The organism is Deinococcus sp. Leaf326 (assembly GCF_001424185.1).
Classification (GTDB): Bacteria; Deinococcota; Deinococci; order Deinococcales; family Deinococcaceae; genus Deinococcus.
Window position 1 is genome coordinate 1 of record NZ_LMOM01000022.1, and the last position, 25,846, is coordinate 25,846.

General features: G+C 64.3%; 26 protein-coding genes, 2 tRNA genes and 1 pseudogene. 13 read left to right on the forward strand and 16 right to left on the reverse strand.

Annotation, left to right across the window (positions count from 1 at the left end; all coding sequences use genetic code 11):
- Positions 1 to 262: 262 nt before the first annotated feature.
- The 3 genes from ASF71_RS09050 to ASF71_RS09060 all read left to right on the forward strand — a co-directional run bounded on the left by ASF71_RS09050 (position 263) and on the right by ASF71_RS09060 (position 3,286).
- Positions 263 to 862, forward strand: a complete 600-nt coding sequence (locus ASF71_RS09050) for an adenylate/guanylate cyclase domain-containing protein (RefSeq protein WP_056298450.1) — start codon at positions 263 to 265, stop codon at positions 860 to 862.
- 46 nt (positions 863 to 908) lie between these two features.
- A complete protein-coding gene (locus ASF71_RS09055; protein WP_010887388.1) occupies positions 909 to 1,586 on the forward strand; it encodes a response regulator transcription factor in 678 nt (225 codons plus the stop codon).
- A gap of 92 nt (positions 1,587 to 1,678) precedes the next feature.
- Positions 1,679 to 3,286 carry a cell wall metabolism sensor histidine kinase WalK gene (locus ASF71_RS09060; protein WP_056298453.1) on the forward strand — a complete coding sequence of 536 codons (1,608 nt, stop codon included), beginning with the start codon at positions 1,679 to 1,681 and terminating at the stop codon, positions 3,284 to 3,286.
- Positions 3,287 to 3,327: 41 nt separating this feature from the next.
- Here ASF71_RS09060 and argR read toward each other — a convergent pair whose 3' ends face one another.
- The 3 genes from argR to ASF71_RS09075 all read right to left on the reverse strand — a co-directional run bounded on the left by argR (position 3,328) and on the right by ASF71_RS09075 (position 5,785).
- Positions 3,328 to 3,789 (reverse strand): arginine repressor, encoded by a 462-nt coding sequence (gene argR / locus ASF71_RS09065; protein ID WP_056298455.1) that lies wholly within the window; start codon positions 3,787 to 3,789, stop codon positions 3,328 to 3,330.
- Positions 3,790 to 3,861: 72 nt separating this feature from the next.
- Positions 3,862 to 5,106, reverse strand: a complete 1,245-nt coding sequence (coaBC, locus tag ASF71_RS09070; protein WP_056298458.1) for a bifunctional phosphopantothenoylcysteine decarboxylase/phosphopantothenate--cysteine ligase CoaBC — start codon at positions 5,104 to 5,106, stop codon at positions 3,862 to 3,864.
- A 67-nt stretch (positions 5,107 to 5,173) separates the two neighbouring features.
- Positions 5,174 to 5,785 (reverse strand): hypothetical protein, encoded by a 612-nt coding sequence (locus tag ASF71_RS09075; protein ID WP_056298461.1) that lies wholly within the window; start codon positions 5,783 to 5,785, stop codon positions 5,174 to 5,176.
- 289 nt (positions 5,786 to 6,074) lie between these two features.
- Here ASF71_RS09075 and ASF71_RS09080 point away from each other — a divergent pair, with 289 nt between their 5' ends.
- The 3 genes from ASF71_RS09080 (at position 6,075) to ASF71_RS09090 (ending at position 7,629) form a co-directional block, all read left to right on the forward strand.
- The gene (locus tag ASF71_RS09080) at positions 6,075 to 7,349 is read left to right on the forward strand and encodes a nitrilase-related carbon-nitrogen hydrolase (protein WP_056298554.1); all 1,275 of its coding nucleotides are present in this window, start codon (positions 6,075 to 6,077) and stop codon (positions 7,347 to 7,349) included.
- Between the two features lie 67 nt (positions 7,350 to 7,416).
- Positions 7,417 to 7,504 (forward strand) — tRNA-Ser (locus tag ASF71_RS09085).
- A 33-nt stretch (positions 7,505 to 7,537) separates the two neighbouring features.
- A tRNA-Ser gene (locus tag ASF71_RS09090) sits at positions 7,538 to 7,629 on the forward strand.
- Positions 7,630 to 8,187: 558 nt separating this feature from the next.
- Here the strand turns inward: ASF71_RS09090 and ASF71_RS09095 are convergent.
- The 7 genes from ASF71_RS09095 to ASF71_RS09120 form a co-directional block, all read right to left on the reverse strand.
- Positions 8,188 to 8,478: a hypothetical protein gene (locus tag ASF71_RS09095; RefSeq protein ID WP_056298464.1), complete on the reverse strand. Its 291-nt coding sequence runs from the start codon at positions 8,476 to 8,478 to the stop codon at positions 8,188 to 8,190.
- Positions 8,478 to 9,236 (reverse strand): hypothetical protein, encoded by a 759-nt coding sequence (locus ASF71_RS09100; RefSeq protein WP_056298467.1) that lies wholly within the window; start codon positions 9,234 to 9,236, stop codon positions 8,478 to 8,480. The genes ASF71_RS09095 and ASF71_RS09100 overlap by 1 nt, the downstream gene beginning before the upstream one ends.
- Positions 9,233 to 9,442, reverse strand: a complete 210-nt coding sequence (locus tag ASF71_RS09105) for a hypothetical protein (protein ID WP_056298468.1) — start codon at positions 9,440 to 9,442, stop codon at positions 9,233 to 9,235. Before ASF71_RS09105 ends, ASF71_RS09100 begins: the two co-directional genes overlap by 4 nt.
- Positions 9,443 to 9,647: 205 nt before the next feature.
- Positions 9,648 to 10,088 (reverse strand): hypothetical protein, encoded by a 441-nt coding sequence (locus ASF71_RS09110; RefSeq protein WP_056298473.1) that lies wholly within the window; start codon positions 10,086 to 10,088, stop codon positions 9,648 to 9,650.
- A gap of 38 nt (positions 10,089 to 10,126) precedes the next feature.
- Positions 10,127 to 10,363: a hypothetical protein gene (locus ASF71_RS09115; RefSeq protein ID WP_056298477.1), complete on the reverse strand. Its 237-nt coding sequence runs from the start codon at positions 10,361 to 10,363 to the stop codon at positions 10,127 to 10,129.
- A gap of 344 nt (positions 10,364 to 10,707) precedes the next feature.
- Positions 10,708 to 12,957 (reverse strand): phage/plasmid primase, P4 family, encoded by a 2,250-nt coding sequence (locus ASF71_RS22470; RefSeq protein ID WP_082505763.1) that lies wholly within the window; start codon positions 12,955 to 12,957, stop codon positions 10,708 to 10,710.
- A 121-nt stretch (positions 12,958 to 13,078) separates the two neighbouring features.
- On the reverse strand, positions 13,079 to 13,387 hold the full coding sequence (locus ASF71_RS09120) for a hypothetical protein (protein ID WP_056298478.1): 309 nt from the start codon (positions 13,385 to 13,387) through the stop codon (positions 13,079 to 13,081).
- Positions 13,388 to 13,598: 211 nt separating this feature from the next.
- Between ASF71_RS09120 and ASF71_RS09125 the strand changes: the two genes are divergently transcribed.
- Together ASF71_RS09125 and ASF71_RS22475 are read left to right on the forward strand one after the other, a co-directional pair.
- Positions 13,599 to 14,708, forward strand: coding sequence for a site-specific integrase (locus tag ASF71_RS09125; protein WP_056298482.1), 1,110 nt, complete (start codon positions 13,599 to 13,601; stop codon positions 14,706 to 14,708).
- Between the two features lie 23 nt (positions 14,709 to 14,731).
- A complete protein-coding gene (locus ASF71_RS22475) occupies positions 14,732 to 15,751 on the forward strand; it encodes a site-specific DNA-methyltransferase (protein WP_156372696.1) in 1,020 nt (339 codons plus the stop codon).
- Here the strand turns inward: ASF71_RS22475 and ASF71_RS23590 are convergent.
- Together ASF71_RS23590 and ASF71_RS25695 are read right to left on the reverse strand one after the other, a co-directional pair.
- Positions 15,748 to 16,449, reverse strand: coding sequence for a restriction endonuclease (locus ASF71_RS23590; protein ID WP_156372697.1), 702 nt, complete (start codon positions 16,447 to 16,449; stop codon positions 15,748 to 15,750). The genes ASF71_RS22475 and ASF71_RS23590 overlap by 4 nt on opposite strands.
- Positions 16,450 to 16,515: 66 nt before the next feature.
- Positions 16,516 to 16,758 (reverse strand): helix-turn-helix transcriptional regulator, encoded by a 243-nt coding sequence (locus tag ASF71_RS25695; protein WP_082505764.1) that lies wholly within the window; start codon positions 16,756 to 16,758, stop codon positions 16,516 to 16,518.
- A 1,621-nt stretch (positions 16,759 to 18,379) separates the two neighbouring features.
- Here ASF71_RS25695 and ASF71_RS09130 point away from each other — a divergent pair.
- Genes ASF71_RS09130 through ASF71_RS09140 form a run of 3 tightly spaced genes read left to right on the forward strand, consistent with a single transcriptional unit; the run spans position 18,380 to position 22,662 of the window.
- Positions 18,380 to 21,001: an EAL domain-containing protein gene (locus tag ASF71_RS09130; RefSeq protein WP_235514280.1), complete on the forward strand. Its 2,622-nt coding sequence runs from the start codon at positions 18,380 to 18,382 to the stop codon at positions 20,999 to 21,001.
- Between the two features lie 51 nt (positions 21,002 to 21,052).
- The gene (gene rlmB, locus ASF71_RS09135) at positions 21,053 to 21,769 is read left to right on the forward strand and encodes a 23S rRNA (guanosine(2251)-2'-O)-methyltransferase RlmB (protein WP_056298485.1); all 717 of its coding nucleotides are present in this window, start codon (positions 21,053 to 21,055) and stop codon (positions 21,767 to 21,769) included.
- 11 nt (positions 21,770 to 21,780) lie between these two features.
- Positions 21,781 to 22,662, forward strand: a complete 882-nt coding sequence (locus ASF71_RS09140) for an aldose 1-epimerase (RefSeq protein WP_235514281.1) — start codon at positions 21,781 to 21,783, stop codon at positions 22,660 to 22,662.
- Between the two features lie 16 nt (positions 22,663 to 22,678).
- Here ASF71_RS09140 and ASF71_RS25010 read toward each other — a convergent pair whose 3' ends face one another.
- From ASF71_RS25010 to ASF71_RS09155, 4 genes and pseudogenes are all read right to left on the reverse strand, one after another.
- Positions 22,679 to 22,987, reverse strand: a complete 309-nt coding sequence (locus tag ASF71_RS25010) for a DUF2812 domain-containing protein (RefSeq protein ID WP_056298492.1) — start codon at positions 22,985 to 22,987, stop codon at positions 22,679 to 22,681.
- A 12-nt stretch (positions 22,988 to 22,999) separates the two neighbouring features.
- Positions 23,000 to 23,359: pseudogene (locus ASF71_RS25700) on the reverse strand (helix-turn-helix transcriptional regulator); the annotation flags it as partial.
- Positions 23,316 to 23,528, reverse strand: coding sequence for a hypothetical protein (locus ASF71_RS09150; RefSeq protein WP_056298497.1), 213 nt, complete (start codon positions 23,526 to 23,528; stop codon positions 23,316 to 23,318). The pseudogene ASF71_RS25700 and the gene ASF71_RS09150, both read right to left, overlap by 44 nt.
- A 29-nt stretch (positions 23,529 to 23,557) precedes the next feature.
- Positions 23,558 to 24,673, reverse strand: a complete 1,116-nt coding sequence (locus ASF71_RS09155; protein ID WP_056298500.1) for a S1C family serine protease — start codon at positions 24,671 to 24,673, stop codon at positions 23,558 to 23,560.
- Between the two features lie 119 nt (positions 24,674 to 24,792).
- Between ASF71_RS09155 and ASF71_RS09160 the strand changes: the two genes are divergently transcribed.
- Together ASF71_RS09160 and ASF71_RS09165 are read left to right on the forward strand one after the other, a co-directional pair.
- Complete coding sequence (locus ASF71_RS09160) at positions 24,793 to 25,188, forward strand: hypothetical protein (protein WP_056298503.1); 396 nt, start codon at positions 24,793 to 24,795, stop codon at positions 25,186 to 25,188.
- Positions 25,189 to 25,242: 54 nt separating this feature from the next.
- Positions 25,243 to 25,719 carry an EVE domain-containing protein gene (locus ASF71_RS09165; RefSeq protein WP_056298508.1) on the forward strand — a complete coding sequence of 159 codons (477 nt, stop codon included), beginning with the start codon at positions 25,243 to 25,245 and terminating at the stop codon, positions 25,717 to 25,719.
- The last annotated feature ends 127 nt before the right edge of the window (positions 25,720 to 25,846 follow it).

The following is a 25,846-nucleotide window of genomic DNA, read 5'->3' on the forward strand; positions in this document are numbered from 1 at the left end:
GGGAAGAGCAGTGGCTTGATCGGTGGTCATGCGTCAGCTTGCCAGACACGTGTGAAAACCGTCTACAGCGCCAAAATCCGTGTTTAAGTAGTGCTAGGAGGCTAATCGGCTCCAAAAAGAAGACCGTTCAGGATTGAACGAATAAGTTTTTTGTCGAAAATCATACTTTCATCGGTTGCTTCTATGGAAGAGTCTTGGTCCATTTCAATGCCTCTTGGCTCTTTACTCATCTCTAAATCTTTGTCATGATGGGTTTATCTCTATGCCTTCTCTGCTTCTTCCCCTGTCCAGTTCCCCAGTGCCGACCCAGCAGGCCTGCTTCGTCATGGTGGACTTGGTGGGAAGCACAGGGCTAGCCCAGCGCCTGCCGGTCGGGCATTACGCCGCCCTCATGACCGAGTTCGTGCAGCTGTTGTTCCTGAGCTTCGAGGCCCACGGCGGGCACATCCTGCAGCACCAAGGCGACGCCGTCCTGGCGTTCTGGCCCGAGGACCAGGCGGAGTCGGCGGTGCTCGCGGCGCTTGACGCCCACGACCGCGCTGCGCGGCTCAGTCTGGCCGGGCTGCTCGGTCTCTCGCTGCGGCTGCGCGGCGCCGTGACCTCCGGCGAGGTCGTCACCGGGCCGATCAGCGGTCAGCTCACCGCCTACGGCCTGCCGGTCAATTTTGCCCGTCGCCTGTGCGGCGCCGCCGAGCCGGGTCAGACGCTCGTATGTGACACCGTGAAGTCGGGCTGCGCCGGTACCCCGAGGCTGGACTTCACGGCACTGGACGGGCCGCTGGAACTGCGCGATTTCGGCAGTATCTGTGAGGTGTACGGAGTCCGGCGCGTACAGCGCGATAAGCAGATGAAAGTCGGCTAAGCCAGACCGACCGTCTTCTCATGAGAACGCTCTCTAGACTGACGGCATGGAACGCAAGCCGCTGGTCCTCGTCATTGAAGATGAAAAAGACATTGCCCGCTTCATAGAACTCGAACTTGCGGCCGAGGGCTACGCCACCGAGGTGGCCTTCGACGGCGTGACCGGCCTGTCCAAGTTCCGGGAAGTCAATCCCGATCTCGTCATCCTCGACCTCATGCTGCCGGTTCTCGACGGCCTGGAGGTCGCGCGGCGCATCCGCAAGACGAGCAACACTCCCATCATCATCCTGACGGCCAAGGACGGCATTCAGGACAAGGTCGAGGGCCTCGACTCGGGCGCCGACGACTACCTCATCAAACCCTTTTCCATCGAGGAACTGCTGGCCCGCGTGCGCGCCCACCTGCGCCGCGTGAACCCGGCCGTGACCGGTGAGGTGCGCGTCGCCGACCTCGTCATGAACCTCGACGGCCGCGAGATCTTCCGGGGCGGGCGCCGCGTGGAGCTCAGCGCCAAGGAGTTCGAACTGCTCGAACTGCTCGCGCGCAACCCCGGCAAGGTCTTCTCGCGCTTCGAGATCGAGGAGAAGGTCTGGCCCGAATACACGGGGGGCAGCAACGTCGTGGACGTGTATATCGGCTACCTGCGCCGTAAGCTCGAGGAGGGCGGAGAGCGCCGGCTGATCCACACCGTGCGCGGCGTCGGCTACGTGCTGCGCGAGGAGTGAGGACGCCCCCTCACCGCGCCCTGCTCTAGACTGCCGGGCGTGAAGGCATGGCACACAGGCAATGACCGGCGAGACGCCCGTGCGGGGAGGGGATGCACCTGACCCTGCGCTGGCGTCTCACGCTGCTGTATACGGCGCTGCTGGCCTTCTTGCTGGGGTTGGTGGCGGTGGCGGCCCTCCTACTCATGCAGCGCAGCCTGCTGGGCAACGTGGATTCGGCCATCTCGGACTCCTACCGGCAGTTCACCAGCCTCGTCAATCAGCTCGGGCTGGACAATCCCCAGTCGGCCAGCCAGCGCGATGTGGACGGGCTCCTGCCGCGCGCGCGGGTGCTGTTTCCCAACGACGTCATCCAGATCGAGGACCTCGTGTTCTACGACCGCGACTGGCTCATTCAGGCGCTCGGGCCGGCCGGCACCGCCGAGCAGCGCCGGGAGAACCTCACCTATGTGCGCCGCCTCATGGACAGCCGCCGGCAGGTCGTGGCCGGGCTGCTGCCCACCCAGCCGCTGCGGCTGAGCGATGCCGAACTCACGCAGCTCGTCGAGTCGCCGGGCGGGCGCATCACCCTGACCCGCGAGATCCAGAATGCCTTCGGCGCGCAGGCAGACACGCCGACGACCTACCGCGTGCAGGTGACGCTGGGGCCGGTGCAGCTCGACCTCTCGCCGACCGACCCGCTCGCCCTGAACGCGCCGCCGCCCAGTTTCGCCATCACCTACGTGGGCCGCAGCCTCGCGGGCGTTCACGATACGGTCAGTACCCTCCAGAGCGTCCTGGCCCTGCTGTTCGTGACGGGGCTGCTCATGGCGGGGGTAGGGGCCTACGTACTGGCGGGACAGGCGCTGCGCCCGCTGCGGCAGGTGCGCCAGGCGGCCGAGCGCATCGGCGGGCAGACCCTGACCGAGCGCGTGCCGGTGCCGCAGACCCACGACGAGGTCGAGGCGCTCGCCGGGTCGCTCAATGCGATGCTCGACCGTCTGGAAAGCAGTTTCGAGGCCCAGCGCCGCTTCACGAGCGACGCCAGCCACGAGCTGCGCACGCCGGTCACGGCCATCAGTGGGCACGCGAGCTACCTGCTGCGCCGCACGCAGCCGACCGGGCAGCAGCGCGAGAGCCTGGGCATCATCGTGCGCGAGTCCGAAAGGTTGACCAACCTCATCGCCAGCCTGCTGCAACTCGCGCGCTCGGACAGCGGCGTGGTGAACCTCACGCGCCAGCCGGTGTTCTCGGGTCTGTTTCTGGGTGAGGTGGCGCGCGAACTCGCTCCGCTGGCGAGCGGCCAGAACACGGCCCTTACGGCGGCCGGTCCCGACATCCCCTTCGAGGGAGACCCCGACCGGCTCAAGCAGGTCATCATCAATCTCGTGGGCAACGCCCTGAAGGCGGGCGCGCAGAACGTCACCATGTCGAGCAGTGCCGAGGAAGATGGACGCGAGGTGCGTCTGAGCGTGCGCGACGACGGCCCCGGTATTCCCGCTGAGCATCTGGCGCGGCTGTTCGACCGCTTCTACCGCGTCGAGGACAGCCGCAGCCGGGACCAGGGCGGCGCGGGCCTGGGCCTGAGTATCGCCCGCAGCATCGTGGACGCCCACGGCGGCCGCATCTGGCTCGAGAGCGAGGTCGGCCGGGGCACCACGGCCCACGTACAGTTGCCGGTGGGCAACGTGCCGGTGCTGGACGACGACGACGTGCCGTGAAATCACTTGGGGGTTGACCGGAACACCTGACTGCCGGCTCCCTACCCCAGCATCAGCGCGTTGAGTTCCTCCATGAGCGACTCGCCCTCGGTCGTCGTGCGGGCGACCACGAAGATGGTGTCCTCGCCGGCGATGGTCCCCACGATGTCGTCGCGCTGCCAGCGGTCGAGCAGCAGGGCGACCCCGCTGGCGTGGCCCTCGGCGGTGCGGATCACCAGCAGGTTCTCGCCCCGGTCCACGTCCTGCACGAAGTTCTGAAACAGGCGGGTCAGTTGTTCCTCGACGTTGGCGTGCGCGCCGTACTGCGCCAGGGCGTAGCGGTGGCGGCCCTTGCCGATGGGCAACCGGACCAGCCGCAGTTCGTTGATGTCGCGGCTCACGGTCGCCTGCGTCACCTGAATGCCCTCGGCCCGCAGCAGACCCACCAGGTCGGCCTGTGTCGAGACGCTCTCGCGCATGATGATGTCCTGTATCCGTTTCTGGCGCTGGTCCTTGCTGAGCATCGCGCCATGTTATGTATAGAGAGTGAATAAAGCAAACGCCCCGGCCGGCGGAGCCGGGGCTGTGCTGGCCGGTCAGTCCCGTAGGCGCCGCGCCTCACCGAGCAGGCGGCGGGCGACTTCACGCTTGCTCGTGCGTGGCCAGGCCTCGTGGGTGCCGTCGGGGCGCACGAGCGTGACCTCGTTGTCGTCGCCGCCGAACCCCGTTCCCTCGCGGGTGGGGTAGTTCAGCAGGATGAAGTCGGCGTTCTTGCGCGCGGCCTTGGCGGCGGCCCGTTCGATCCCGGCGTGGGTTTCCATCGCAAAGCCGACGAGCAGGCGGTTGCCCTTTTCCCGGCCGAGCTCGGCCAGGATGTCGGGGTTCGGCGTGAGGTGGACCGTCACGTCGCCGGCCACCTTGGCCTGTTTCTCATGGGCCTGTTCGGCAGCGCGGTAGTCGGCCACTGCCGCGGTCATGACCACGAGGTCGGCGCCGCGCGCGGCCTCCAGTACGGCCGTCCTCAGCTCCAGCGCCGACTCGATGGCCACGGTCCGCACCCCGGCGGGCGGCGGCAGATTGACCGGGCCGCTGACCAGGGTCACGTCGGCGCCCCGGTCACGGGCCTCCTCGGCGACCGCGTAGCCCATCTTGCCGCTGCTGGGGTTGCTGATAAAGCGCACCGGGTCGAGGTACTCACGCGTCGGCCCGGCCGAGATGACCACCCGCCAGCCCGCGAGGTCCTGCGCCCTGAGCGGCGCGGCAGGGGAGAGCAGGGCCAGCGCCGCCGCCGCGATGTCCTCCGGCTCGGCCATGCGGCCCACGCCCCGGCCCTCGCCCAGCGTACCGAAGGCCCCGGTTTCCGGCCCCAAAAAGGTGTGGCCCCAGCCGCGCAGCGCCGCCGCATTGGCCTGCACGGCGGGATGGCGCCACATCCGCTCGTTCATGGCGGGCACCCACAGGACCGGCCCGGTGACGCTCAAGAGGGTCGCGGCGGCGAGGTCGCCCGCATGGCCCCCGGCGGCGCGCGCCAGCAGGTCAGCCGAGGCTCCCACGACCACCACAGCGTCCGCGCGGGCCAGCGTGAGGTGCTGGGCGTCGGGACGCGCCGCGAACCAGGTCGCCTCGGTCGCCACGGCGCCCCCCGCCGCCGTGGCGAGGCTCAGTTCGGTGATGAACTCCAGCGCGGCCGGCGTGGCGACGACCTGCACCTGCGCCCCGCGCTCACGCAGCCGCCGGAGCACCGAGGGAGCCTTGACGGCCGCCATGCTGCCCCCCACGATCACCAAGACCGTCGGGGCGGCCTCGGCCGGGGCGTGGGGGCCGGAATCGGGCAAAGACATGGCCGGAGTCTAGCGGGCGACCCGGCCAGGGTGGAGCCGCCCGGCGGGCCGGGGCCGGGTCAGTGGGTCAGGACGGGCCGGAAGAAGGCGCAACGTCCGGCGTATGAAGGTCCAGGGTGTGCGGGTCGAGCGTCTGCGGCCCGGCGCGCACGGCTCCGTGGGGCGAGACGGCCAGCACGCGGCGCTCGGCGAGTGCCCACACGGCGCGGTGCACGGCCATCTCGCGCGTGGGGTCGCCGCCGGGGGCCAGGGTGTCGAGCAGCTCGGTGTAGCGCGGTTCCGGGTCCTCGCCGCCCAGGCGCGGGGTGCCGGCCACGACGCGCAGCAGCACCCGGCTCTCCTCGGGGGTCGTGGCCTGCTCCAGAAAGGCGGCGCGTTCGCGCAGTTGCCGGGCGTGGGCCTCGCGCTCGCGGCGTCGGGCGTCGAGCAGCCCAGCGACCTCGGGCGGTGTGGCCTCGCCCCGGCGCTCACGGCGCGACTCAATCAGGGTTTCGAGCCGGGTGTCGGCGCGCTCACGGCCGCTGGCACGCAGCTCCTCACGGCGGCCCCGCAGGTTCTCGGCTGCCTGCTGCACACGCGGGTCCTGGCGGGCGCGCTCGCTCAGGCGCCGCGCGGCGCCTCGCAGGCCGCTCGGCTCCTCGGCCGGGGTGTCGTCGGGCGCGGGCTTGCGGCGCAGCATCAGCAGCTCACCAGGGAGAAGGCCAGAGGGGAGCAGGGTGCCGTCGTCATGTCTCCACGTTCCCACAGTCCGCGCCTAGCTGCCAGCGCTCCGGCCTGAGCAGAGCTTGAGATGCGGCCTATGGAGGCGAGGCCGGAGGTCGCCCTGGCCCGCCTGGACCGGCCGAGTCTCGGAGGGGGAGATGCTAGGAGGAGAGGAAAGAAGCGGGGTCGCGGCGATCTGGCGACATCTAGGAGGGGAGGAGGCGGGGTGGGCCGGCGCAGGCTGCCCCGCCCGCTACGCTGTGACCATGCCCGCGTCCGAGTCCTCTGCCCGCGCGTTTTGCGTGGTGGCCGTGCAGCCCTGGTGGGCAGCGTCCGATTTCGTCAGCGCCCCCGCTTTTCAGGCCTGGATGCGCGCCCAGCTCGAGGCGGCGCGGCCCCTGATCGCCCCGGACCGGCCCACCCTGGTCGTACTCACGGAGCTCAACGGGCTGCCGCTCGTGCTGCGCGGCGCCGGGTGGGCCACGCGGCTGGGCACCTTCGAGCGGGCGGCGACGGCCCTGTTTCTGGCCCGGATGTTCCGCACGCTGCCTATAGTCCTGCGCGAACGCGTGTCACCCATCCGCGCCCTGCAACTGGCAGGCGCGGACGCGAACACGGCGTTGTATCTGCGCACCTGCCGGGACCTCGCGCGTGAGTACGGGGTCTATCTGTGCTGCGGCTCGGCGCCCATGCCCCGGTACCGCCTTATGGGCGGGCGGCTGCGGCGAACGCCGGGCATCCTCACCAACCAGACGGCGATACTGGGCCCGGCGGGCGAGCTGATCGGGGTGGCTGACAAGGCGCATCTCACGCCCGGCGAGGAGGCGAGCGGCGTGGACCTCAGCTCCGGCGACCTAGAGGAGCTGCGGGTCTTTCCGACCCCGGTAGGCGACCTGGGGGTGGCCATCAGCCTCGACGCCTTCCGCCCCGATGTGATCGGCCGCCTGGAGGCGCAGGGCTGCACAGTGCTGCTGCAACCCGACGCCAACAGCCAGCACTGGACCGATCTGGAGGGACTGCCGCCCGACCCCGCGCGGGTGCGCGACCTGCCGGTCGCGTGGCTCGAATCGAGCTGGACCGCCACCACCACGGGGCACAACATCCGCTACGCGGTCAACCCGATGGTGGTCGGCAACCTGCTGGACCTGACCTTTGACGGCCAGAGCGCCATCACCGGCCGCGCCGAGGACGCCCCCGAGCTGCGCTCCTATGTGCTGACCGAGCCTCGCCCCGGCTTCCTGGCCCTGGCCCCCTGGGCTGCGCAGGGCACGCCGGACGAGTTGCGCCGCGCGGGCCTGGCCCGCGCCGCCGGCAGCGGGCATCCGCTGGAGAACAGCTACCGCACCGACGTCCTGTCGGCTGACCTGCACCTGCCGCCCAGCCGCGTGCCCATGCCGCCGCGCACGCCGCATGAGGAAGCGCTCGCGGCCCTCCTGCGCGGCGAACTTCGGGCCTCGGTCCCCGCGTCCAGCTGGGGGGTAGGGGCCCTAGCGGCGCTGCTTGTGGCCGGGGCCGCCTGGGTCAGATGGCGTAAGCGTTGACAATCCGGGGGGCCGTCCCTATACTTCCTTTCGCGCTCAGGGAGGCACCTGAGAGCGCCCACCGCAAGGGGGGTTGGCCGAGTGGTTGAAGGCAACGGTCTTGAAAACCGTAGTGGGGCAACCTACCGGGGGTTCGAATCCCTCACCCCTCGCCAGGACCCAACCGAGCAGTCGGGGTATGACAATCTGGAGAGATGGGTGAGCGGTTTAAACCAAGCGTTTGCTAAACGCTCGTAGGGGTTATACCCTACCGCGAGTTCGAATCTCGCTCTCTCCGCCAAGCAGTATCCGCCTCAACAATGTGCCCGTAGCTCAGCTGGATAGAGAATCCCTTCGGGCACACCAGACAGAAAGTCCGCCTCACGGCGGGCTTTCTTCTTTTGCTTCATACAACGATTCCCCCGATTTTGGGAGGCTTGCAGCTACCGCACAGCTACCACCGCAGCCGAGAGCCGGAGCAGCCACTCGCCACCCTGAGCCGGAGACGGGACCACTTGAGCTTGAGGGGACTCGGGGATCAACCTCGGCCAAGCAGCCCGATCATCATCGAGCACTGGGCCGTACACGTCCCGCCAGAGCCAGACCCAAAGTTCGCCAGATACGCCCCATGTAAGGCACAAGGAGGCCCCTCGGCTAAGGAACCCGGCCCGGTCCCCGCCTCTGCCACTGCTGACCCATTCCCGCTCGTACCGTTGAAAGATGGCGAAGTGTGCCTGCGCCTGCGGGTCAAGTCGCTGCCACTCCAGTACCACCCGTTCTGCCCATCCATCCCAAGAGTCACGCCAGACCGAATCAACATTCAGGCTGGCGCGATCAAGGCGACGTTTCTGTGTCGCATTCAACTGGTTTCCTCCTGGGCGAGCAGCGCCTCCTCAACCGCAGCGAGACGAGCCTCTTGCTCTCCGACCTCCAGCACCCGCATCAGCGACGAAGCTGCCTGAGTAATCGAGTGGATGGCCTTCAGTCTGTACGCCTTGTCCTCGTCGTCGAGCATCTCCTCAGCTCTGTCTAGCGCCTTATTCAGGACATTGGTGATGCGCTCCAGATCGATCGGCAGCTTGGCACGGTTGGCAATTCGGCCAAGGTAGGTGCGGTGGGTTGGGGTCCCCCCACCTTTCAACCCTGCCATTACTCCAACCCTCCCCGACGTCGGGCTTCTGCACGGCGCGCATCGCGCTTGATGACTTCAAGCCGGTTCGCTTCGTTCACGCGCTCCAGCTCTGCACCCTGAAGTAAGAAAGCAAGGTGCGTGGCAGTAGCAGACTCGATCTGGCTGCGGGAATCTTTGCCAGGAGTGTTCCGCAGCGGGAGAGTGTACGCCTGCTCTGTCTCCCGACGTAATTCCCTGTCCACCGGGGGAACAATCAGCCGCAGAGGAGCAGTCTCCAACTCGGCATTGCCAAGGTGCTTGTTTGCCTGCTCCGGACTCAGGCCCAATTGCGCCAACTGTTGCCATGCCTCGCGGTGCAACTCATCCCACTCAACGCGCAGAGCATCCAGGGCAACCGCTTCGTTAACAACGTGCTGCTGGAGTGCCGAGAGCCTCTGCCCGAACTCACTCTGGATTGTCTCCAAGCGGAGCAGTTGGTTTGTTCCCACAGCCGTGATGCCCAAGCGGAGACGATGTTCTTCTCTGATTGTGTTGAGGTACGCCTCGGTCTTACTGATCTCCACCGCTTGATCTATAAGGGCACTCTTGACCGTGTCCAGCTGAGATTTCACGCGCACCATCGCGTCAAGGTCTTTCTGGCTGCGGCTCTTGCGCCAAGCATTGTCGGCTTCTACGAAGTCCTTCTCGTACTTGTTCCTTAGCTCAAGGAGGAGCGTGTTGTCTTTCTGCAAGCCTTCCAGCTCCTGCTCTACTTGCTTGATCTCTGGGGTGCTCATTTGTTGGTCTCCTTAGGGTTACGGATGACGAGGTTCATGCCGACGAGAATTGCGCTGCCCCAGTTGTCTCCGAAGGCGTCGTTCGCAGCAGAGATGACCTTGTCCGGTAACTGGTCAACGCCCTCATTGGGAATGGGAAAGTTGACGGTAGTGATGACACGGCCATAGGGAGTAAAGAAGCGGACGGGGATGACAGGGTGTCCCATGGGTTAAGCCTCGCGTCTTCCCGTACAAGCAACCGCGCAAACCACGCGAGCGCGTTTGCCAGGCACAGTCCCTTGGCAAGAACGAGGGGGCAGCGCTCCCCGCTGGAGCATTTGCTCGTGCCTCCTTGTGGCAATGACGGCCCCAAGAAGCCAAGAGAAATGGCGCTCCCACTCGGAAGCGCCATAGCCTGTGTGTGCCCTGAGCTTAGAGCTCGTTCCACATGATCCTCTGTGCCTCAGAGGCTCGAATAGCCTCCAGCATTGCCGCGAGGAACATCACTTCCTCCATCGTGTCCTTTGCCAGGGCAACGCGGAAGGCGCGGAGGGTGCTGGTCTGATACCTCAGGAAGCTTCTACCTGGGAGCGGGATCATGTCGGGCAGGTGGTTATGGTTATCACCACCCTCAACCCAGTACACCTGGAGCGTCCGCCACCAGTCCACCAAGGCCGCAGGCAGCCCGTGTTGCTTGGCTAAGCCGTAGCACGTCCCGGTGAAGCCCTCACGTGTTCGCGCATCGTCCAGGTCTGCGTATGCCAGCTCGAATAGTGAGGCCTGCTCAGTGACAAGTGCTTGGAGCTCTATCTCGTGGGGGAGATACAACTCGTCGAAGGTTTGCCATGCCGTCTGCCATTGTTGTGCGCTCATTTGCCCTACCTCCGAGTTAAGCTTCGCGTGCTTGTTCCTCAGTCGATTGCTACTAACCAGTTCGGCTCGATGCCAAAGCGGGCCGCAATGCGGCTGACCTCCTCAGCGGTGAAGTAGCGCCACGAACCAATGTTGTGTTGGGCATAGGACATGTAGCCCCGTCTTGCCCACCCCGCAACGGTGCCTACGGACAGGCCGAGGACATCCGCAGCAGGGCCGATCCGCAGCAGGGAGGGCACACCGTCCGGGACAGTAGAGAGATCAGAGTGGGTCATGGGCGCCTCCTCAGGGCGAAAGAGCGAGTCTCAGGGCGACACAGGGCGACATAGATTTATATTCGCCCTGCCTCTTTCCTGCTCCAGCACGGGTAATTTAGGTAAAAGGGCGATAAGGGCGATATTTTCCCGAAACTTTCTTTCCTTTACAAATTCACAGGTTTAATCGTTACTGCTGCGAATCCTTTAAGGAAAACTTCCTTTATATTCGCCCTTATCGCCCTGTAGAGGGAAAAAGAGCGTCTAGGAGGGGGAAAAGCACAGGGCGAATACGAATTTGTGTCGCCCTGATGTCGCCCTTTCCCTCAGATGTCGCCCTGCCATGAGTCAAGGCGACGAGAGGATCACTCAGTAAGATCAACAACACCCCAAGAAGCGTCAGAGACCATGCGAAGGCGCAGACCTACTCGATAGCGCTTGCCGTTGCTTTTCTGCTCTTCATATCCGCGCCTAGTAAAGTCGCGTGACAACGCTTGCTGCTTTACTGGAGTGCAGCCATTCTGTTCTGCCCAACTTCGGTAGAATGAGTAGAGCGTCCCGACTTCCTCTCTTGCTGCGGCATCAATGATGCATCTATCTTCAATGAACTGGCCGATAAGATCCATTTCGTCTCTGTAGTGCTTGGTTGCTTCACGAATCGTCTGCGGTTCAGAAAGACCATCTTGATTCCATTCGAGTGCTCCTTCCACAGCCCAAGCCAAGATCCCTTCAATTTCTGGCTTGAGACGTTTGTCGAAGAAGTCTCGCTCCTTGTTTGAATCTGGAATGGTCTGATCAAAGGGTACAAGCTTTAGTCTGCGCCAGATGCCCCGATCATTTCCCCGAGTAGTGGGAAGGTGATTTGCACTTAGCACTAGCTTGAATTCCGGCACAAACTCGAAGAACTCCTTGTGAAGGAACCGTGCTGTGACGCGCTCGCCGCTGGATAACTTCTTCATTAGGGCTTCGTCTAACATCGCACCCATATCCGGCTCTGAAGCGTGAGCAAGCCGAACCCCTTGTAGACGTGCCAAGTCATTGTTGATGCCGCCACCTAAGTTATTCTTACTCAAGAGAGTGCGCGAGTCGATTGCAGAGGCATACTCGCCTGCAATCAGTTCCAGAGCGTTGACGAAGGTACTCTTACCGTTCTGACCTTCTCCATGCAGAACGAAGATTGCATGCTCTTGACTGCTACCAGTAAGGATGTAGCCAGCCACTCGTTTGAGATACCGTATCAAGTCCGGATTGTTACCAGTGACTGTGCGTAGAAAGTCAGTCCAGTTGGGACACTGTGCATCTGGGACGTAGTCAATGTTTACAACCCTCGTTAGCATGTCCTCCCTGCGGTGAGGATGCAGTTTGCCAGATTGTAGATCAATAGTCCCATTCTTGACGTTGAGCAGGTAAGGAGAGTTATCAAACTCTTCTGCTCTGACTGCGATACTCTGCTCTGTCTTGGCACACTCCAACATCGCCTTGAGTCTTGGTAGACTCTGGCTGCGCTGTGCATGTTGTACAAGCGCCTTCGCCTCTGTGGTTGCGAAATTTCTTCTTCCCTCGTCCTCAATTGTCTTAGCTTGTTGGCCGTAGTCCAGAGCCTCTTGAGTCATCTTCTTGGCGACGCGCTTGGCTTCCATCATTGGTCCAGAATCGCCACTACCACGCCAGCGCCTGCCATCCCATACCAACCAGCCCTGGGTGTCATTGTGTCGCAGAGTGTCGGCCGCTTCGTGGGCTAGTCGCTCGCCATTGCCAATGTCAGTGGTAGCGAACATGGGTCCGCCCCACGGCTCCCTCGCTGGAGTTTCGTAGGCAACTTCGACCTTACCCAAGGCAGTACCAAGTGTAAATTCATCACGTTGGCCTTTGGTGTCCGTGTCTGGCAGCAGTCTATGAAACCGTTCCATTACACTCAAGGCATCCTCTTTGCTGTGCCTGTTATCGCGGAGTTGTTGAGCTAGCCAGAAACAGGAGTTATCACGCCCACTACTCAATCGAGTGCTCGCTTCTGCTAGCAGGCGATCCACACTTGCACCCTTAATCGCAACAGTAGATGTTGTCGTGGCGCGTTCGTTCGCTAGACCTTTGTACCCATGTTGTAGGATACCTACGAACTTCTCAGGCAGCAGATCTAACTCATATAGATCGGTGGGGTCCCGGAGCTGCTGATAGCTGCCAGTGTCTACCTCGCCAACGAATGCCGCATATCCGCCATCTGCTCGACAGTCAAGTAGACCATACTGCTCTTTGTAGCTTTTGGCGTCATTTCCGTCACTCTGCGGATTGAAGGTTTTGTAACTCTGACCAATACCAGGGTGGCGGAAGTAATAGTGATTGCCGCCAGATGGCGTCTTGACGTGAGGCTCAAGGCCGAGTCCTCGAAGGAAATCATCGGCCTGCTTGTCATCCGTATCAAGAACAATCAGTCCGGATAGTTGACCAGTGACAACACCAAGTGCCGCAGCCTTGGGAAGTTCCGTCTTGATTTCTTCTAAGGTGAACGCTGACCTCTGACGCTCCGCCCACTTGCTCAAGGGCCTCTTATTGCCATTGAGGGCGATGATGCTCCAACCGCGTTCAATAGCGTCTTGTGCCTGCTCTGTTGTAATCATCGCACTACCTCCCAAAGGGGGACAAAGCCCCGGTTCTTCTCCGGAAGGCGAGGCTTAATTACTTCAGCCCTACCTTCTGTAATTGCCTCCATTCGGTCACCTTTGCCCCAGGTGGCCGAACTCATTTGCTGCCTGCCCTGGTAGCTCGCGCTTGGGCCTTCTTCTCTGCGCGTGCCTGCCGTAGCGCCTCAACGCGGAGTTGAGCGTGCGTCTTGTGCTCTGCTCTGGGTCTCCGCACATACGCCTCGCCAGTGCTCTTGACTCGCACAAACTCCGCTTGGAAAGCCTCAAGCTCCTCAGGAAGAATGGCGAACTGGGTCTTGACAGCCTGGAGTTTGTTCAGGCGAATGGAGTTCAGGATCTGCCCGACAGACAATCCCAGCTTGTCGGCGGCTTGCTGAACGGTCATGTAGCTGCACTGCTCCGTCATATCTGCTCCTCTAGGGGGACCTGCGGCCAGCCCTATACCCTAGTAGGCCGTCTTTCTTCCAGACCCCAAACTCCAGACAGGGCTTGCACACCGTCTAGGACGGGATAATTTCGGCTTTGGATTTGCGCGCCAAAGGCGAGATATGCCTTCTGAGTTGTTTCGGAGGCTTAATTACCTCGTTACGTTCTAGACAGAACGTGCGGAGGAAAGTATGGGTAAGAGGGCAAATGGAGAGGGCACCATCGTTCGCAAGGCCAACGGCAAGGGTTGGGCAGGCGCAATCACGGTGGGGCACGACGAGAACGGTAAGCAGGTGCGTCGTTACGTCAGCGGGTCAACTCAGGCAGAGGTTCGGGAGAAGATTGACGCCCTGCGGGTACAGAGAGAGCAAGGTGCCCTGGTGAGGACAGCCCACGACTCGTTCGGGGACTTTCTCGACAAGTGGCTGGCCTACAAGCAACCGCACATTCGGCAGACCACATACGCCGACTACGAAGCGCATGTGCGCCGATTCGTGAAGCCGCTCCTCGGTGGGAACAAGCTTGGGAAGCTCACGCCGATGCACGTTGAGGGGATGGTCGCAACGATGCTGCACAGTGACCGGCCACCTGCTCAGGTCCGGCGCTGTCTCAAGATCACCAGCATGGCCCTTGCCCAGGCGCTTGATTGGGAGTTGGTAGGCCGCAACGCTGCGGAGCGAATCAAGCCGCCAAAGGTCAAGCGCAATGAGATGCGCGTCTGGACGCCAGAGCAGGCACGGGCGTTCCTCTCCGCTGCGGAGGGGCACAGGTACTACGCCCTCTACTACGTGGCCCTTGCCACAGGAATGCGTAGGGGAGAGCTCCTCGCCCTGCGGTGGGCCGACATAGACACTGTGGCTAGGACGGCCAATGTGGGTCGAACGGCGGTGTACGTCGGGGGCAAGCTGCGCGACAGCACGCCCAAGACCGCAGCGGGGAATCGGGTGGTGAGTCTTGGGCAGGACGTGCTGGACATCCTGACAACTCATCGCTTGTCCTTTGGCTACGGAGAGTTGATCTTCGGCTCACGGGCAGGGACGTATCTCAACCCGTCGAATGTGGCTCGCGCCTTTGAGAGGTTCTGTGAACAGGCTGGAGTACCCCGCATCCGCTTCCACGACCTGCGCCACACCTCGGCCAGCCTGTTGATCCGCAGCAACATCTCGGTGAAGGTGGTCAGTGACCGCCTCGGGCACGCCGACAGCTCCTTCACGCTGCGGACTTACGTGCACGTATTTGACGATCAACGCCGTGCAGCGGCTCTCTCGCTCGGGCAGATGCTCAGCGAGGCAGGAGACTAATGAAGCCGGAATACACTGAGCCAATGACTGTTGAGATCCGTCAGGAGCCGCTGCCTTGGACAACAGATGAGGCGCTCCCGGCTGAGCCTGTCAAGCGTAAGCGGGGGCGTCCGAGGAAAGATGCGGTTACGACTAGCACCAAGCCCGTAGAGACGGTAGATGTAACGCCTAAGCGTACGCAGAGAGGAGAGGCGACAAGCGACGTTGTGGTATCGGCTGTAGTTGGGGGAAATGCCACATTATTCGCGGATATTCTGCATTTACACGTCCCACGCGGACAGCGCATTGTAGATGTCACCTACGGCCAAGGCGTGTTCTGGCAACAAGTTCCTGTGAATGCGTACAAACTGCGCTTCTCCGATCTTGACGCCAAATCGGGACGAGACCCAATACATAACACAGCAGTCTCGTCTGGTATTGATGCTCGTAACCTCCCTTTCTCTACGGCAGAAGGATCGAGGGCGGAGCTTGATTGCCTAATCCTAGACCCTCCCTATCAAGAAGGACTGCTCCGGAAGAATAAGGAACACATGGGTGGGCAAGGGACACATAATTCCTTCCGGCATGCATACTCTAATGGGCAGGCTCAACCCTTAGTGAACCGCACTGTAGGAATCTGGCAGTATCAAGCAAAGAGGCAAGTGCCGGTTCTGCTCAGTGATAAGTCAAAATGGCACGATACTGTACTAGATTTGTATATTAAGAGCGGCTTGGAGGCATACAGAGTGCTCCCCATAGACGGCACATTGATTGTTAAGTGCCAGGATGAGGTGAGTGCTAACAAGCAACGTCTTACGCACGTTGAGCTAATTACTGCTTATGAATCAATGGGTTTCTACTGTAAAGACCTGTTTGTTCTTATACGGGACAGCAAGCCGGGTGTGGCGAGGGTTATCGAGCAGCGCCATGCTCGCAAGAATCACTCCTACTTTCTAGTGTTCACAAAAGTAAAGCAGCAACAGATATCCAATACTGTGCGCCTAATGAAAGAAAGTGAGGCGAGTGATATATCACGCGCCTCACAAGGAGATGCTCTGACTTAGTTCTCAGTTGCGATAATAATGTCGCCGTCTGGCTCTTCGATAATGCTTACCTCAGAGGCAGTGCCCCCCGGTGGGGCCTGCCTCTTCTCAATGATCCGATCAAGGAGGCTCTCTAGATCAGTCGTAAAGATATCTTCCTCAGCCAATGGCCACTGTACGGGTACTAGTGTCGCAAGAAGATGCTCTTTCTGCTCAGGCGTGTATTTCTTCGCTTTGCTGCGAGGTAAATCTTCATTGATTGCATATAGAAAGCGCCATGTTCCGTCAAATGCGAAGGCATTTACTACTAGAACGTCAAACTCTCCAGCGACAAGGCAGGTCGTTTCAAGCTGAGACCCATTGGGTAAAGTTACATGGCGACGATCGCTAGCATCAACTTGACTCTTACCCACGAATGTTCCATCACTCAGTTGCTTAACAGAGTTTGTCTGGAGTGACTTAACCTCTATCTTAAACTCCTCGCCTCTATACTGTATGCGACGGTCTCCCTTCTTTTTCCGATCATGATCGTCATCCTTTCCTAGATCGGTAATGCCAGGGATTTCCATCATCTGATTGTGGAACTTGGCTTCAGCAACGTAGCCAAGTACTACACCTCGTAGACTGCCGTTGGCTTCGATCAACCCGCTGAGCATCGCCATATCCACGCCCCACTTTTCCAAGATCGTCTTGCTGTTTGGCACCCGTTCGTCGTTCATTTCGCCTCCGACGTAACGGTACAAGACCAATACAGTCAGGTCAAGTCGGGAGAAAATGAAGATTCGCTAATGTAGAAGCTCTCTGACGTTTACCCCTAGCGCAGTCGCCACCTTGACGATGGTACTGAGTTGGGGGTCTGTCGTTGCGTTCTCCAGCTTGCCAGGGTGGGTGCGGTGGATGCCCGCAGCGGCTGCAAACTCGTCTTGGTTCATTCCCTTAGCCAGACGAAGCTCACGGATGCGCTGACCGAGGCGTTGACGTACCTCCAGGATGTGCGGGTCTACTGATTCTGGCTTGCGAGAGGGCATCTTCCGAGGTTCCAGCGAGAGGATCTTGGAATGCGACTGACACGAATAAGTCTGATCTTGTTATGCACCTTTGAATCAGAGTAATAATTCTGATTGGAGGTAAATCAATGGGTACATTTCTCGCATTGGTCGGCACGCTCCTGCTCTTCGCAGGTGGTATTGGGCTTCTCACAGGCTTGGGACTGAGATTGCTCCGTCGCCCCGTCGCTCGTTGGCTGCGGCCACCGGTCACGCTGACCACAGTGGTGCTTGGGGTTGTTCTAGCTGGGGTAGCAGGGTCAATGTTGCCCAAGCCGGTGCAACCTGTCGTTGTCCCGCAGCCGAAGGTGGACGTGGCAGCTGTTACACCCACTGCTACCCCAAAGGTTGAGCCAAAGCTCGAAGCCGTGGAGAATCAGCCCCAAGAGAGCCAAGATTTGGCTGAGCAAGAGACTGCCCCACCCGCTCCCCCGCAACCGGAGGTGCAGCGCGTTAGTGTGGGTTTATTCCTGGTTAAGTGTCGTGATGCGGTGCGTTCTCAGCTGAAGTCGCCTAGCAGCGCCCGTTTCCCGTCGTCGCTTGATCTCAATGCTGCGGCGCGTGAGATGGACGATGGCAGCTGGGCTCTGGGCAGCTTCGTTGAGGCGCAGAACGCCTTTGGGACAGAGATACGGAGCACCTTCACCTGCACCTACAACCCATCAACCCAAGCGGTCACGGCTCGCATCACTGACTGAGGCGGCGGGAGTTCCTCCCCAGAGGGTGCGCACCTCTGGGGTTGTCAATTCTGGGTACAACATCTTGTACTAAGACAGAGAAAGGATACAAGATGTAGTCGTAATGTGATCCATCATACATCGTAATGACGCATACGCTGTCAATATAACACCAGCGCCCGACTACGTGTTGGGCGTAAGTCGGGCGGTTGCTCTGGTGTTTGTTGAACTCGACAATCAAGAAGTACCACGAGCCAAATCAAGCCGCAAGACTCTGGAGTACAAATGCCTACCCGTTCCTCGCTTCCGTCCGGACTCAAGCCGGGCACTCCTGCACCTGACAGTGGACAGTACAAGCCCGTCGGCCCTCGTGGCGGACATGTTGGCGGCGAGATCACCGCCGTCCAGGGCAAGCCCCTGCCTCCCACGCAGAGGCCGGGACAGACCTACACTCTGGTTGACCCGACCAAGCACAAGTAAGTAGGACTGTCGCAGAGTCAGGGGAGATTCCCCTGACTCTCGCTTTGTTTGCCGTTCTGGTGGGGTAGTAGTTGCAGCTACCGAGCAACTACTCCGCAGCTAGGGCGACAACTTTGGGTATATTCTGGGACGCTCGTAGGGGTTATACCCTACCGCGAGTTCGAATCTCGCTCTCTCCGCCAAGCAGTATCCGCCTCAACAATGTGCCCGTAGCTCAGCTGGATAGACTTCGGGCACACCACCAAGCAGACCTCCGCGAAAGCGGGGGTTTTTGCTTGTGGCCCCATTTCATTTAGAAATCTGCGCCGGGCGAACGGGTCTCCTTGCATGAACGCCGTAAGAACTCGCGTGGCAGGCTATCGGGCACACGGGCCGGTGTCCGGAAGGCCGTTCTGGTCGCCTGCGCCCTTCATCTGCCCCCTCCGCCCCCCGAGGTCTTGACCTGTATGTCTGCTTCTCTCGCCACTGATCCTGCCCTGCACCTTGCCCTGCGCGACCTGATGCGTGTCCATGCTCCGGAGGCCACCCTGCTGGCCTCGGCCGGCGAGGGCGTCGTGCGCGTGGAGGCCGGGGCCGTTCAGGCTCTGCCGCCCGGCGCGGAGCTGTTGCCGCCCGACCACTGGCTCGACCACGGTGAACTCGTGTGGCTGACCCAGGAGGGCGCACTGCTGGGACTGTTGTGGTCGGCCGAACAGGTGGTGTCGCCGGCGGCCGTGCAGGTCCTGACGGTGGTGCTGGCGGCGGCGCGCGGTGGGCAGGCGAGCCGCGAGGCCGACCTCCTCATCACGCAGTTGCCGGCGGCGACCGCGTGGCTGTCCTCGGAACTGACCTTCCGGCAGGTGAGCCGCAGCTTTCTGGAGCTGTTCGGACTCAGCGGCGCGGCCGTGGTCGGAGCGACTCTGGAAAGCGTGTTTCCCTCGGCGCCCGACCTGCGCAGCCAGCTTTCGGGTGCGGCGTCGGGGCACGCGGTGCAGCTGCGGGACGAACTGCTGCTGCGCGGCGAGGCCCGGCGCTGGGTGCGCGGGGAGGCCAAGCCGTACTTCGGCGGCGCGGTGGCCGGCGTGCTGTGGACCGTGCAGGACGTGACGCCCGAGTACGTGCGCGCTGGCGAGGTCTCGGCGCTGCTCGACACCGAGCTGCCCCTGGCGCTGCTGGGACCGGGCGGCGTGGTCGTGCAGGCCAGCCGGGGCTTCATGGCCCTGCGGCCCGGCGGCGCTCCCGCCGAGGAGGACCAGGGCGCGCCGCTGTGGACCTGGCCTTCTTTCGCGTCACAGGCCGAGTCGGTGCTGCGCGGCATGTTGCGCTCGGCGCAGGCCGGCGAGACCGTTCAGGCCGACGTGCCCCTGGTGGGCGGCCAGCGCCTGAGCTTCACGGCCCGGCCCAGTCCGTTTACCCCTGATCTGGTGGTGTTGCAGGGACCGCCTGAGGCCAGCGGAACGTCGAGCGCCGTGGTGTCGCAGGTGCTCAGTCTCAGCGGGGCCGCGACCATCCTGCTCGACGCCGGAGGGCGCGCGCAGCTCATCAGCGAGCAGGCCGCCAGCCTGCTGGACCTCAACGGCGCGCAGCTCACCGGCACGCGGCTGTCGAAGGTGCTGCAGCAGCTCGGCGTACGGTTGGCGACGACCACGGGTCAGCCGCTGCTGCTCGACGACGTCTGTGCGCCCCAGCCTGAACCGCGGGAGATCCTGATCACGCTGCCCGGCGGCGTCACGCGGCAGCTCGAACTGCGCGTCACGGCCGTTGACAGCGCGGGCAAGAAGCCCAGCGTGCTGCTGGCCCTGCGGGACGTGTCGGCGCTGCGCCACGCCCAGGCCAAGCTCCGGCACGCCTCGCAGCACGACCCCCTGACCGGTCTGGCCAACCGCGCCGGCCTGCGCGCCCTGCTGTCCGAGGTGCCAGCCGGCCCCGGCACGGTCGTGTGCCTGGACGTGGACGCCTTCGGGGCCCTGAACGCGGCGCTGGGCCGCACGGCCGGCGACCTGCTGCTCATTCAGGTGGCGGCGCGGCTCAACGACCTCGCGGCGCTGCACGGCGGGCGGGCGGCGCGCCTGGCCGACGATACCTTCGCCCTGTTCCTGCCGGGCGTGAGGGCCGAGGTGGGGGCGCAGAAGGTGCAGGCGGCGCTGCGTGAGCCTCTGCGCGCCGGGCAGCGGGTGGTGCCCGTGACCTTCGCGGTCGGCGCGGCGATGTACGGCGAGGGCGCCACCGAGCAGGCGCTGGCCGACGCCGACGTGGCCCTGCAACATGCCCGCCGCCGGGGACGCGCCCAGACGCTGCTGTTCGCCCCCGAACTGCGCGATGACGAGGCGCTGGATTTCCGGATCGAGGAAGACCTGCGCGGCGCGGCGACCGCCGGCCAGTTCACCCTGCTCTACCAGCCGGTCGTGAGTCTGAAAAACGGCCGCGCCCTGGGGGCCGAGGCGCTGCTGCGCTGGACCCACCCCGAACTGGGCAACATCTCGCCCACGCGCTTCCTGCCCATCGCCAGCCGCAGCGACCTCATCACGGGCATCGGCGAATGGGTCGTGCGCGAGGCGCTCTCGGGCCGCTCGGCCGTGCGCGAGGCGACGGGCCGCAGCGACTGGCGTACCAGCGTCAACCTCAGTCTCGAAGAACTGCGCCGCCCCGGTGCCTCGCAGCGCCTGCTGCCCCTGATGGCCCGGCACCACGCCCTGGACATTGAGGTCAGTGCGGGCAGCCTGACCAACCACAGCGAGGAGACGCTGGGCCTGCTCGGCGGCCTGCGGGCCCGCGGCGCGCAGCTCGTGGTGGATGACTTCGGTGACGGCGCCAGCAGCCTGACCGCCCTGACCCAGTTTCCGCTCAGCGGCCTCAAGCTGCACCCCACCCTGACCGCGCAGCTGCCCGGCGACGAGCGCTCGCTGCGGCTCGTGCAGGGGACGGTGGACCTCGCCCACAGCCTGGGCCTCCAGGTCACGGCGGTGGGGGTCGAGACCTACACGCAGCTCGATATCCTGCGCGACCTGGGCTGCGACGCTGCGCAGGGCTACGCCATCGCCCCGGCGCTGAGTGCCCCGGACCTCGCCGAGTGGGTCCGCTCGCGCTGACCAGTGCGCTCCCGGGAACCCCAGCCCCCGGCCCGGCACTACACTGCCCCCATGCTGCTTTACGGAAGAAACCCGGTGCTCGAAGCCCTGCGTGAGGGCCGCGCCGACGAGGTCCTGCTCGCGCGCGGCGTCGAGCCCGCCTTCACGCGCGAGGTCGAGGCGACGGGCGCGCGCGTGCGCTGGGCCTCACGCATCGAACTCGATCAGATGGTGGGCACCACCCAGCACCAGGGCATTGTCGCGGAGGTCGCCGACCTCGCCTGGGCCTCGGTGGACGACATCCTGGACCGGGCCGAGGCCAAGGGCGAACCGCTCCTGATCGTACTGCTCGACGGCATCACCGACCCGCGCAACTTCGGGGCCATCATCCGCTCGGCCGAAGTGCTCGGCGCGCACGGAGTCGTGGTCGAGGAACGCCGCAGCGCGCCCCTCTCGCCGGTCGTCGCCAAGACGGCGGCGGGGGCCACGAGCTACCTGCCCGTCGCCCAGACCAAGAACCTGCCGCGGCTCATCGACCAGCTCAAGGAGGAGAACGTCTGGGTGTACGGGGCGGCGGGCGAGGCCGCGCAGGATCTGGGCCGCACCGACTTTTCGGGCAAGCTGGCCCTGGTCATCGGGGCCGAGGGCGAGGGCCTGCGCCGCCTGGTGCGCGAGAAGTGCGACGCCCTGGTGCGGATTCCCACGCGCGGCCAGGTCCAGAGCCTCAACGCCTCGGTGGCGGCCGGCATCCTGCTGTACGAGGCCACGCGCGGCCGGGAAAAGCCGTGAGCCTGCGGGTGTTGAGCCTGCGGAACGACCACCTTGAGCTGGACGTGCTGCCGGAAACCGGGGCGAGCGTGCTGAACCTGCGCGCCGCCTCGGGTCGGCCGGTGCTGCGCGCCGTGGACCCGGCCGACGTGAAGAGCAGCAGTCAGTGCGCGAGTTTCTCGCTCGTGCCCTTCAGCAACCGGGTGCGCGACGCCCGCTTTACCTTTGCGGGGCAGGTTCACCAGTTGCGCGTGACCACGGCCGACGGCCTGACCCAGCACGGCGACGTGCGCAACCGCCCCTGGCAGGTCGTGGTCGCCGGTGACGAGAAGCTCAGCTTCACCTTCGACAGCCGTCAGTTCACCGACCTGAACTGGCCCTGGGCCTTCGGGGCCAGCATGGAGTACCGCCTGGACGGCGCGGCGCTGGAGATGACCCTGGCCCTGACCAACCTGGACACCACCGACATGCCCGCCGGGCTGGGCCTGCATCCGTACTTCGTGCGGCGCCGGGACGGTACGGACCCTCAGGTATCGTTCGGCGCGGCCCTGATCTACGACATGGACGGGCGCTCGCTGCCCCTGGAGGCGGCCCGCGCGGTGCACCCAGATGAGGACTTCCGCACGCCGCGTCCGGTGGGGGAGCGCAGCATCGACCAGGTTTACGCGGGCTGGGACGGCGCGGCGCGGCTCGACTGGGGGACGCGGGCGCTGCAACTGCGCGCCGACCCGGTCTTCTCGCATATGGTCGCCTTCACGGCCCCCGACGGGTCACTGGCGCTGGAGCCGGTCAGCCACGCCACCGACGCCCTGAACCTCGCGCCGAAGGGTGTGCCGGGCGTGGACCTGCGGGTGCTCGCGCCCGGCGAGACGCTGAGCGGCGCAGTGAGACTGAGCCTGGAAGGCGACTGGTAGGTCGGCGCCCCCGGCGTCAGGCGGGCCGCTTGAAGTAGTGGTAGGTGCCCATCCAGGAGCCGACGTACAGCCATCCGGCGCCTTCGAGCTCCTGCCGGAGCTTCTGGGTAAAGCGGCCCTGCTGGCGCTCGTAGGTCCAGCGGGTCCGCAGGGCCGCGTCCTCCGGTCTGCGGAAGCTGAGCACCAGGGGACCGAAGCCCGTGAGCTCCCATCCTTCCTCGCCCATCTGTTCGAGCACCGAGATTTCGTTGAAGGCGGTGGCGAGGCGGTCCTGATAGGCCCAGACCCCACCGACGAGTTCAAGACGTTCTTCGGTCGTGACCATAAACAATTCCTCCAGCGAACAGCCGAACAGCCAGGAGAGGCGAAAGGCCAGGAGAAGCGCCGGATCGTTGCGCCCGGTTTCGAGGTTGTTGACCGTCTGGCGGGAAATGGACAGCCGCCCGGCGAGATCGGCCTGGGACCACCCTCGGGCTGCGCGAAACTCTCTAATCCTGTTGTGGATGGCCTCACCCCTATGACGCGCGCTGACACGGCCCCTCCGGTCGTGACCGGTCCGGTCTGGGCCTATGAAGAGAGTACCCGTATTCGGCTGACATGTCAAATATATTTGACATGTCAGCCGATTTGGAGAAACTGGTGTGGTGGCCGGCCTAGGCGCAGGCCAGCAGTTGTCCGTCGCGGGCGCGCAACTCAAAGCCCGCCCCTGGCCGCGCCCGCATCCAGATCAGGGCGCCGATGAGGTCGTCGGTCTCACGCACGACTTCCGGTGCTCCGGGGGCGGGCAGCACCACACGGTACTCGTGGGCCTCGGCGGGGGGCGTCCAGCGCTCGCCGCCGTCTTCCTTGACGAATGCTCTCGACATCTCCGCAGTCTGCGCGCCGCGGCTGCGGTTCAGGTGGGCGAGCAGGGGTCGCCGCTTGAGGGAGTGTTGAGGTCCTGCACGCTGCGCCGCGCCGCCAGCGTGAGCTGCACCTCGCGCCGCTCCTCGCCGCGCAGCACGCTCAGGCGCACCGTGTCGCCGATCCGCCGGCGCTGCACCTGCGTGATGAAGGCGTCGGCGTCGGGAGTGCTCACGCCGTTCACGCTCAGGATGGCGTCGCCCAGCCCCGTCAGGTTGCCCTCGGCGTCGGCCCGGCAGCCGCGCAGGCCGGCGCGCTCGGCGGGGCTGTTGCGGGCCACACGCAGCACCACCGCGCCGGGCGGGTCGGTCAGGCCGCTGTGGTTGGAGTCGAAGACGAGGCCCACGACCGGGGTATCGCGTTGTTCGCCGGCGCGCAGCCCGGCGATCAGGGCGTTGCCCTCGGTGACGGGCACGGCGTAGCTCGTGCGGGTCTGCCCGTTGCTGTCCTGGCGCACGTAGCTCACCACCCCAATGGCCTGCCCGTTGCCGTCGACGATCGGGCCGCCGCTGTCGCCGGGAGCCAGAGGGGCTGTCATCTCCAGCGTGCCCTGCGGAAAGTCGGCGCGCCCGGACGAGACGTTCAGGCGCAGCAGCCGCCCGCGCCGGGGCTGCAGGAAGTCGCCGCCGCTGTTGCCGATGGCCAACACCGTCTCGCGTACGCGCGGCGCGCGGGTGGCAAGGTTCAGGTAGGGAAAATTGCCACCGCCGCGCACCTGGAGCAGGGCCACGTCGGCCGCCGCGTCGAAGGCCGTGACCTGCGCGCGGTATGAGCGGCCCGACAGCGTGGTGATCCGGAACAGCTGGCCGTCGCTGACCACGTGGTAGGCCGTCAGCAGTTGCCCGGCGTCGTTGATGAAAAAGCCGGTGCCGATGCCCCCGGTCCCGGTCCGGGCATTGAGGCTCTCGACCCGCACGGTGGCCGGACGGGTCTTCTCGAATAGCGCCAGCGTCTCGGGAGGCAACTCGCCGGGCAACGCCGGGGCCGCACTGGGGGACGGCAGCCGCAGCAGGTTCGGCACGCTGTCTTCGGGCGCGATCAGGGGCAGCAGGTAGGCCACGCCGGACAGCAGCAGCAGGACGGGAAGCCAGGGCGAGAAGCGGCGCACCCGCAGAGTCTAGGGCGGGTGCCCGCGCGACAACGTGCGGGAAGGCCCAGAGGACATGGCCCCCCAGATGGGTCAACGCTGCCCGAAGACCCGTGAGAAGATCGTGGGCAGAAGACCCTATGAAAAGACTGCCTTCCACTGCACTGCTGCTGGCCCTGCTCGCCCCGGCGCTGAATGCCTGCGCCCCCACCCTGAGCAGCGCCACGCTGGCCCTGTCGCCCGCCTCGCTGCAACTGCGCCAGGGGAGCAGGGCCACAGTGCGGGTGGTTTTCCAGCGCTACGTATACGGCGACGAGGCTCTGGAGGGGTACAGGCTGTTCGTCTTCGGCAGCGGGCAGGGGGGCCTGCGTATCCTCGACGCCACGGCCGCTTTGAAGGCCCGCGACACGGCCACCTTCACGGTCGAGGCGGCGCGCAACGCGGACCTGGGACGGCAACGTGTGGTTGTGATGGTGTCGGACCCCAGGGGCAAAGGCAATCTCCAGAGGACACTGGAACTCAACGTGGTCCCCTGACGCCAGCGCCCGCAGGTGTCCGTCCGGGGGCCGGGCGCGCTAGCCTGGGCGCGTATGGCGTGCTGGCTGCTGAAATCCGAACCCGACGTGTTCGGCTACCCCGATCTTGTGCGTGCCGGGCGCGAAGCCTGGAACGGGGTGCGCAACTACCAGGCCCGCAATTTCTTGCGCCAGATGCGGGAGGGCGACCTGTGTCTCTTCTACCACTCGAACGCCCGCCCCAGCGGCGTGGCGGGCGTGGCGCGGGTGGTACGTGCCGCCTATCCCGACGATCTGCAGTTCGATCCGGGCAGTCCCTACCACGATCCGCGCAGCGACCCCGTCGCCCCGCGCTGGAGCATGGTGGACGTGGTGCCGGTCGCCGCTCTGCCGCGCGTGGTGCCGCTGGAGACCCTGCGCGCCCTGCCGGAGTGGCAGGATTCGCCGCTGGTGCGCAAGGGCACCCGCCTGAGTGTGCTGCCGGTAACCCCCGAACAGGTCCGCGCCGCCCTGAGTGCCGGGGGAGGAGACCCAGACCTGACCTGTCCCTGAACCCGGCTTCAGCAGAGTGTCACGGTTCTGTTAGACCGGGCAGGGCATAGTGGCGTATGGAACTGCTGCTGGCTGCCCTGGCGACGCTCACCGCACTTCTGCTCGCTTCGCGGCAGACTGCTCCCCG

What these genes read in the sequence shown, in the direction of transcription:
- ASF71_RS09150 (WP_056298497.1), bottom strand. Translation starts at nt 23,528, where the DNA reads ATGTCGAGAGCATTCGTCAAGGAAGACGGCGGCGAGCGCTGGACGCCC.
- ASF71_RS25010 (WP_056298492.1), bottom strand. Translation starts at nt 22,987, where the DNA reads ATGGTCACGACCGAAGAACGTCTTGAACTCGTCGGTGGGGTCTGGGCC.
- ASF71_RS22475 (WP_156372696.1), top strand. Translation starts at nt 14,732, where the DNA reads ATGACTGTTGAGATCCGTCAGGAGCCGCTGCCTTGGACAACAGATGAG.
- ASF71_RS09160 (WP_056298503.1), top strand. Translation starts at nt 24,793, where the DNA reads ATGAAAAGACTGCCTTCCACTGCACTGCTGCTGGCCCTGCTCGCCCCG.
- ASF71_RS09120 (WP_056298478.1), bottom strand. Translation starts at nt 13,387, where the DNA reads ATGACGGAGCAGTGCAGCTACATGACCGTTCAGCAAGCCGCCGACAAG.
- ASF71_RS25695 (WP_082505764.1), bottom strand. Translation starts at nt 16,758, where the DNA reads ATGCCCTCTCGCAAGCCAGAATCAGTAGACCCGCACATCCTGGAGGTA.
- ASF71_RS23590 (WP_156372697.1), bottom strand. Translation starts at nt 16,449, where the DNA reads ATGAACGACGAACGGGTGCCAAACAGCAAGACGATCTTGGAAAAGTGG.
- ASF71_RS09095 (WP_056298464.1), bottom strand. Translation starts at nt 8,478, where the DNA reads ATGGCAGGGTTGAAAGGTGGGGGGACCCCAACCCACCGCACCTACCTT.
- ASF71_RS09055 (WP_010887388.1), top strand. Translation starts at nt 909, where the DNA reads ATGGAACGCAAGCCGCTGGTCCTCGTCATTGAAGATGAAAAAGACATT.
- coaBC (WP_056298458.1), bottom strand. Translation starts at nt 5,106, where the DNA reads ATGTCTTTGCCCGATTCCGGCCCCCACGCCCCGGCCGAGGCCGCCCCG.
- ASF71_RS09105 (WP_056298468.1), bottom strand. Translation starts at nt 9,442, where the DNA reads ATGGGACACCCTGTCATCCCCGTCCGCTTCTTTACTCCCTATGGCCGT.
- ASF71_RS09050 (WP_056298450.1), top strand. Translation starts at nt 263, where the DNA reads ATGCCTTCTCTGCTTCTTCCCCTGTCCAGTTCCCCAGTGCCGACCCAG.
- rlmB (WP_056298485.1), top strand. Translation starts at nt 21,053, where the DNA reads ATGCTGCTTTACGGAAGAAACCCGGTGCTCGAAGCCCTGCGTGAGGGC.
- ASF71_RS09060 (WP_056298453.1), top strand. Translation starts at nt 1,679, where the DNA reads ATGCACCTGACCCTGCGCTGGCGTCTCACGCTGCTGTATACGGCGCTG.
- ASF71_RS09110 (WP_056298473.1), bottom strand. Translation starts at nt 10,088, where the DNA reads ATGAGCGCACAACAATGGCAGACGGCATGGCAAACCTTCGACGAGTTG.
- ASF71_RS09125 (WP_056298482.1), top strand. Translation starts at nt 13,599, where the DNA reads ATGGGTAAGAGGGCAAATGGAGAGGGCACCATCGTTCGCAAGGCCAAC.
- ASF71_RS09100 (WP_056298467.1), bottom strand. Translation starts at nt 9,236, where the DNA reads ATGAGCACCCCAGAGATCAAGCAAGTAGAGCAGGAGCTGGAAGGCTTG.
- argR (WP_056298455.1), bottom strand. Translation starts at nt 3,789, where the DNA reads ATGCTCAGCAAGGACCAGCGCCAGAAACGGATACAGGACATCATCATG.
- ASF71_RS09115 (WP_056298477.1), bottom strand. Translation starts at nt 10,363, where the DNA reads ATGACCCACTCTGATCTCTCTACTGTCCCGGACGGTGTGCCCTCCCTG.
- ASF71_RS09075 (WP_056298461.1), bottom strand. Translation starts at nt 5,785, where the DNA reads ATGCTGCGCCGCAAGCCCGCGCCCGACGACACCCCGGCCGAGGAGCCG.
- ASF71_RS22470 (WP_082505763.1), bottom strand. Translation starts at nt 12,957, where the DNA reads ATGATTACAACAGAGCAGGCACAAGACGCTATTGAACGCGGTTGGAGC.
- ASF71_RS09130 (WP_235514280.1), top strand. Translation starts at nt 18,380, where the DNA reads ATGTCTGCTTCTCTCGCCACTGATCCTGCCCTGCACCTTGCCCTGCGC.
- ASF71_RS09080 (WP_056298554.1), top strand. Translation starts at nt 6,075, where the DNA reads ATGCCCGCGTCCGAGTCCTCTGCCCGCGCGTTTTGCGTGGTGGCCGTG.
- ASF71_RS09165 (WP_056298508.1), top strand. Translation starts at nt 25,243, where the DNA reads ATGGCGTGCTGGCTGCTGAAATCCGAACCCGACGTGTTCGGCTACCCC.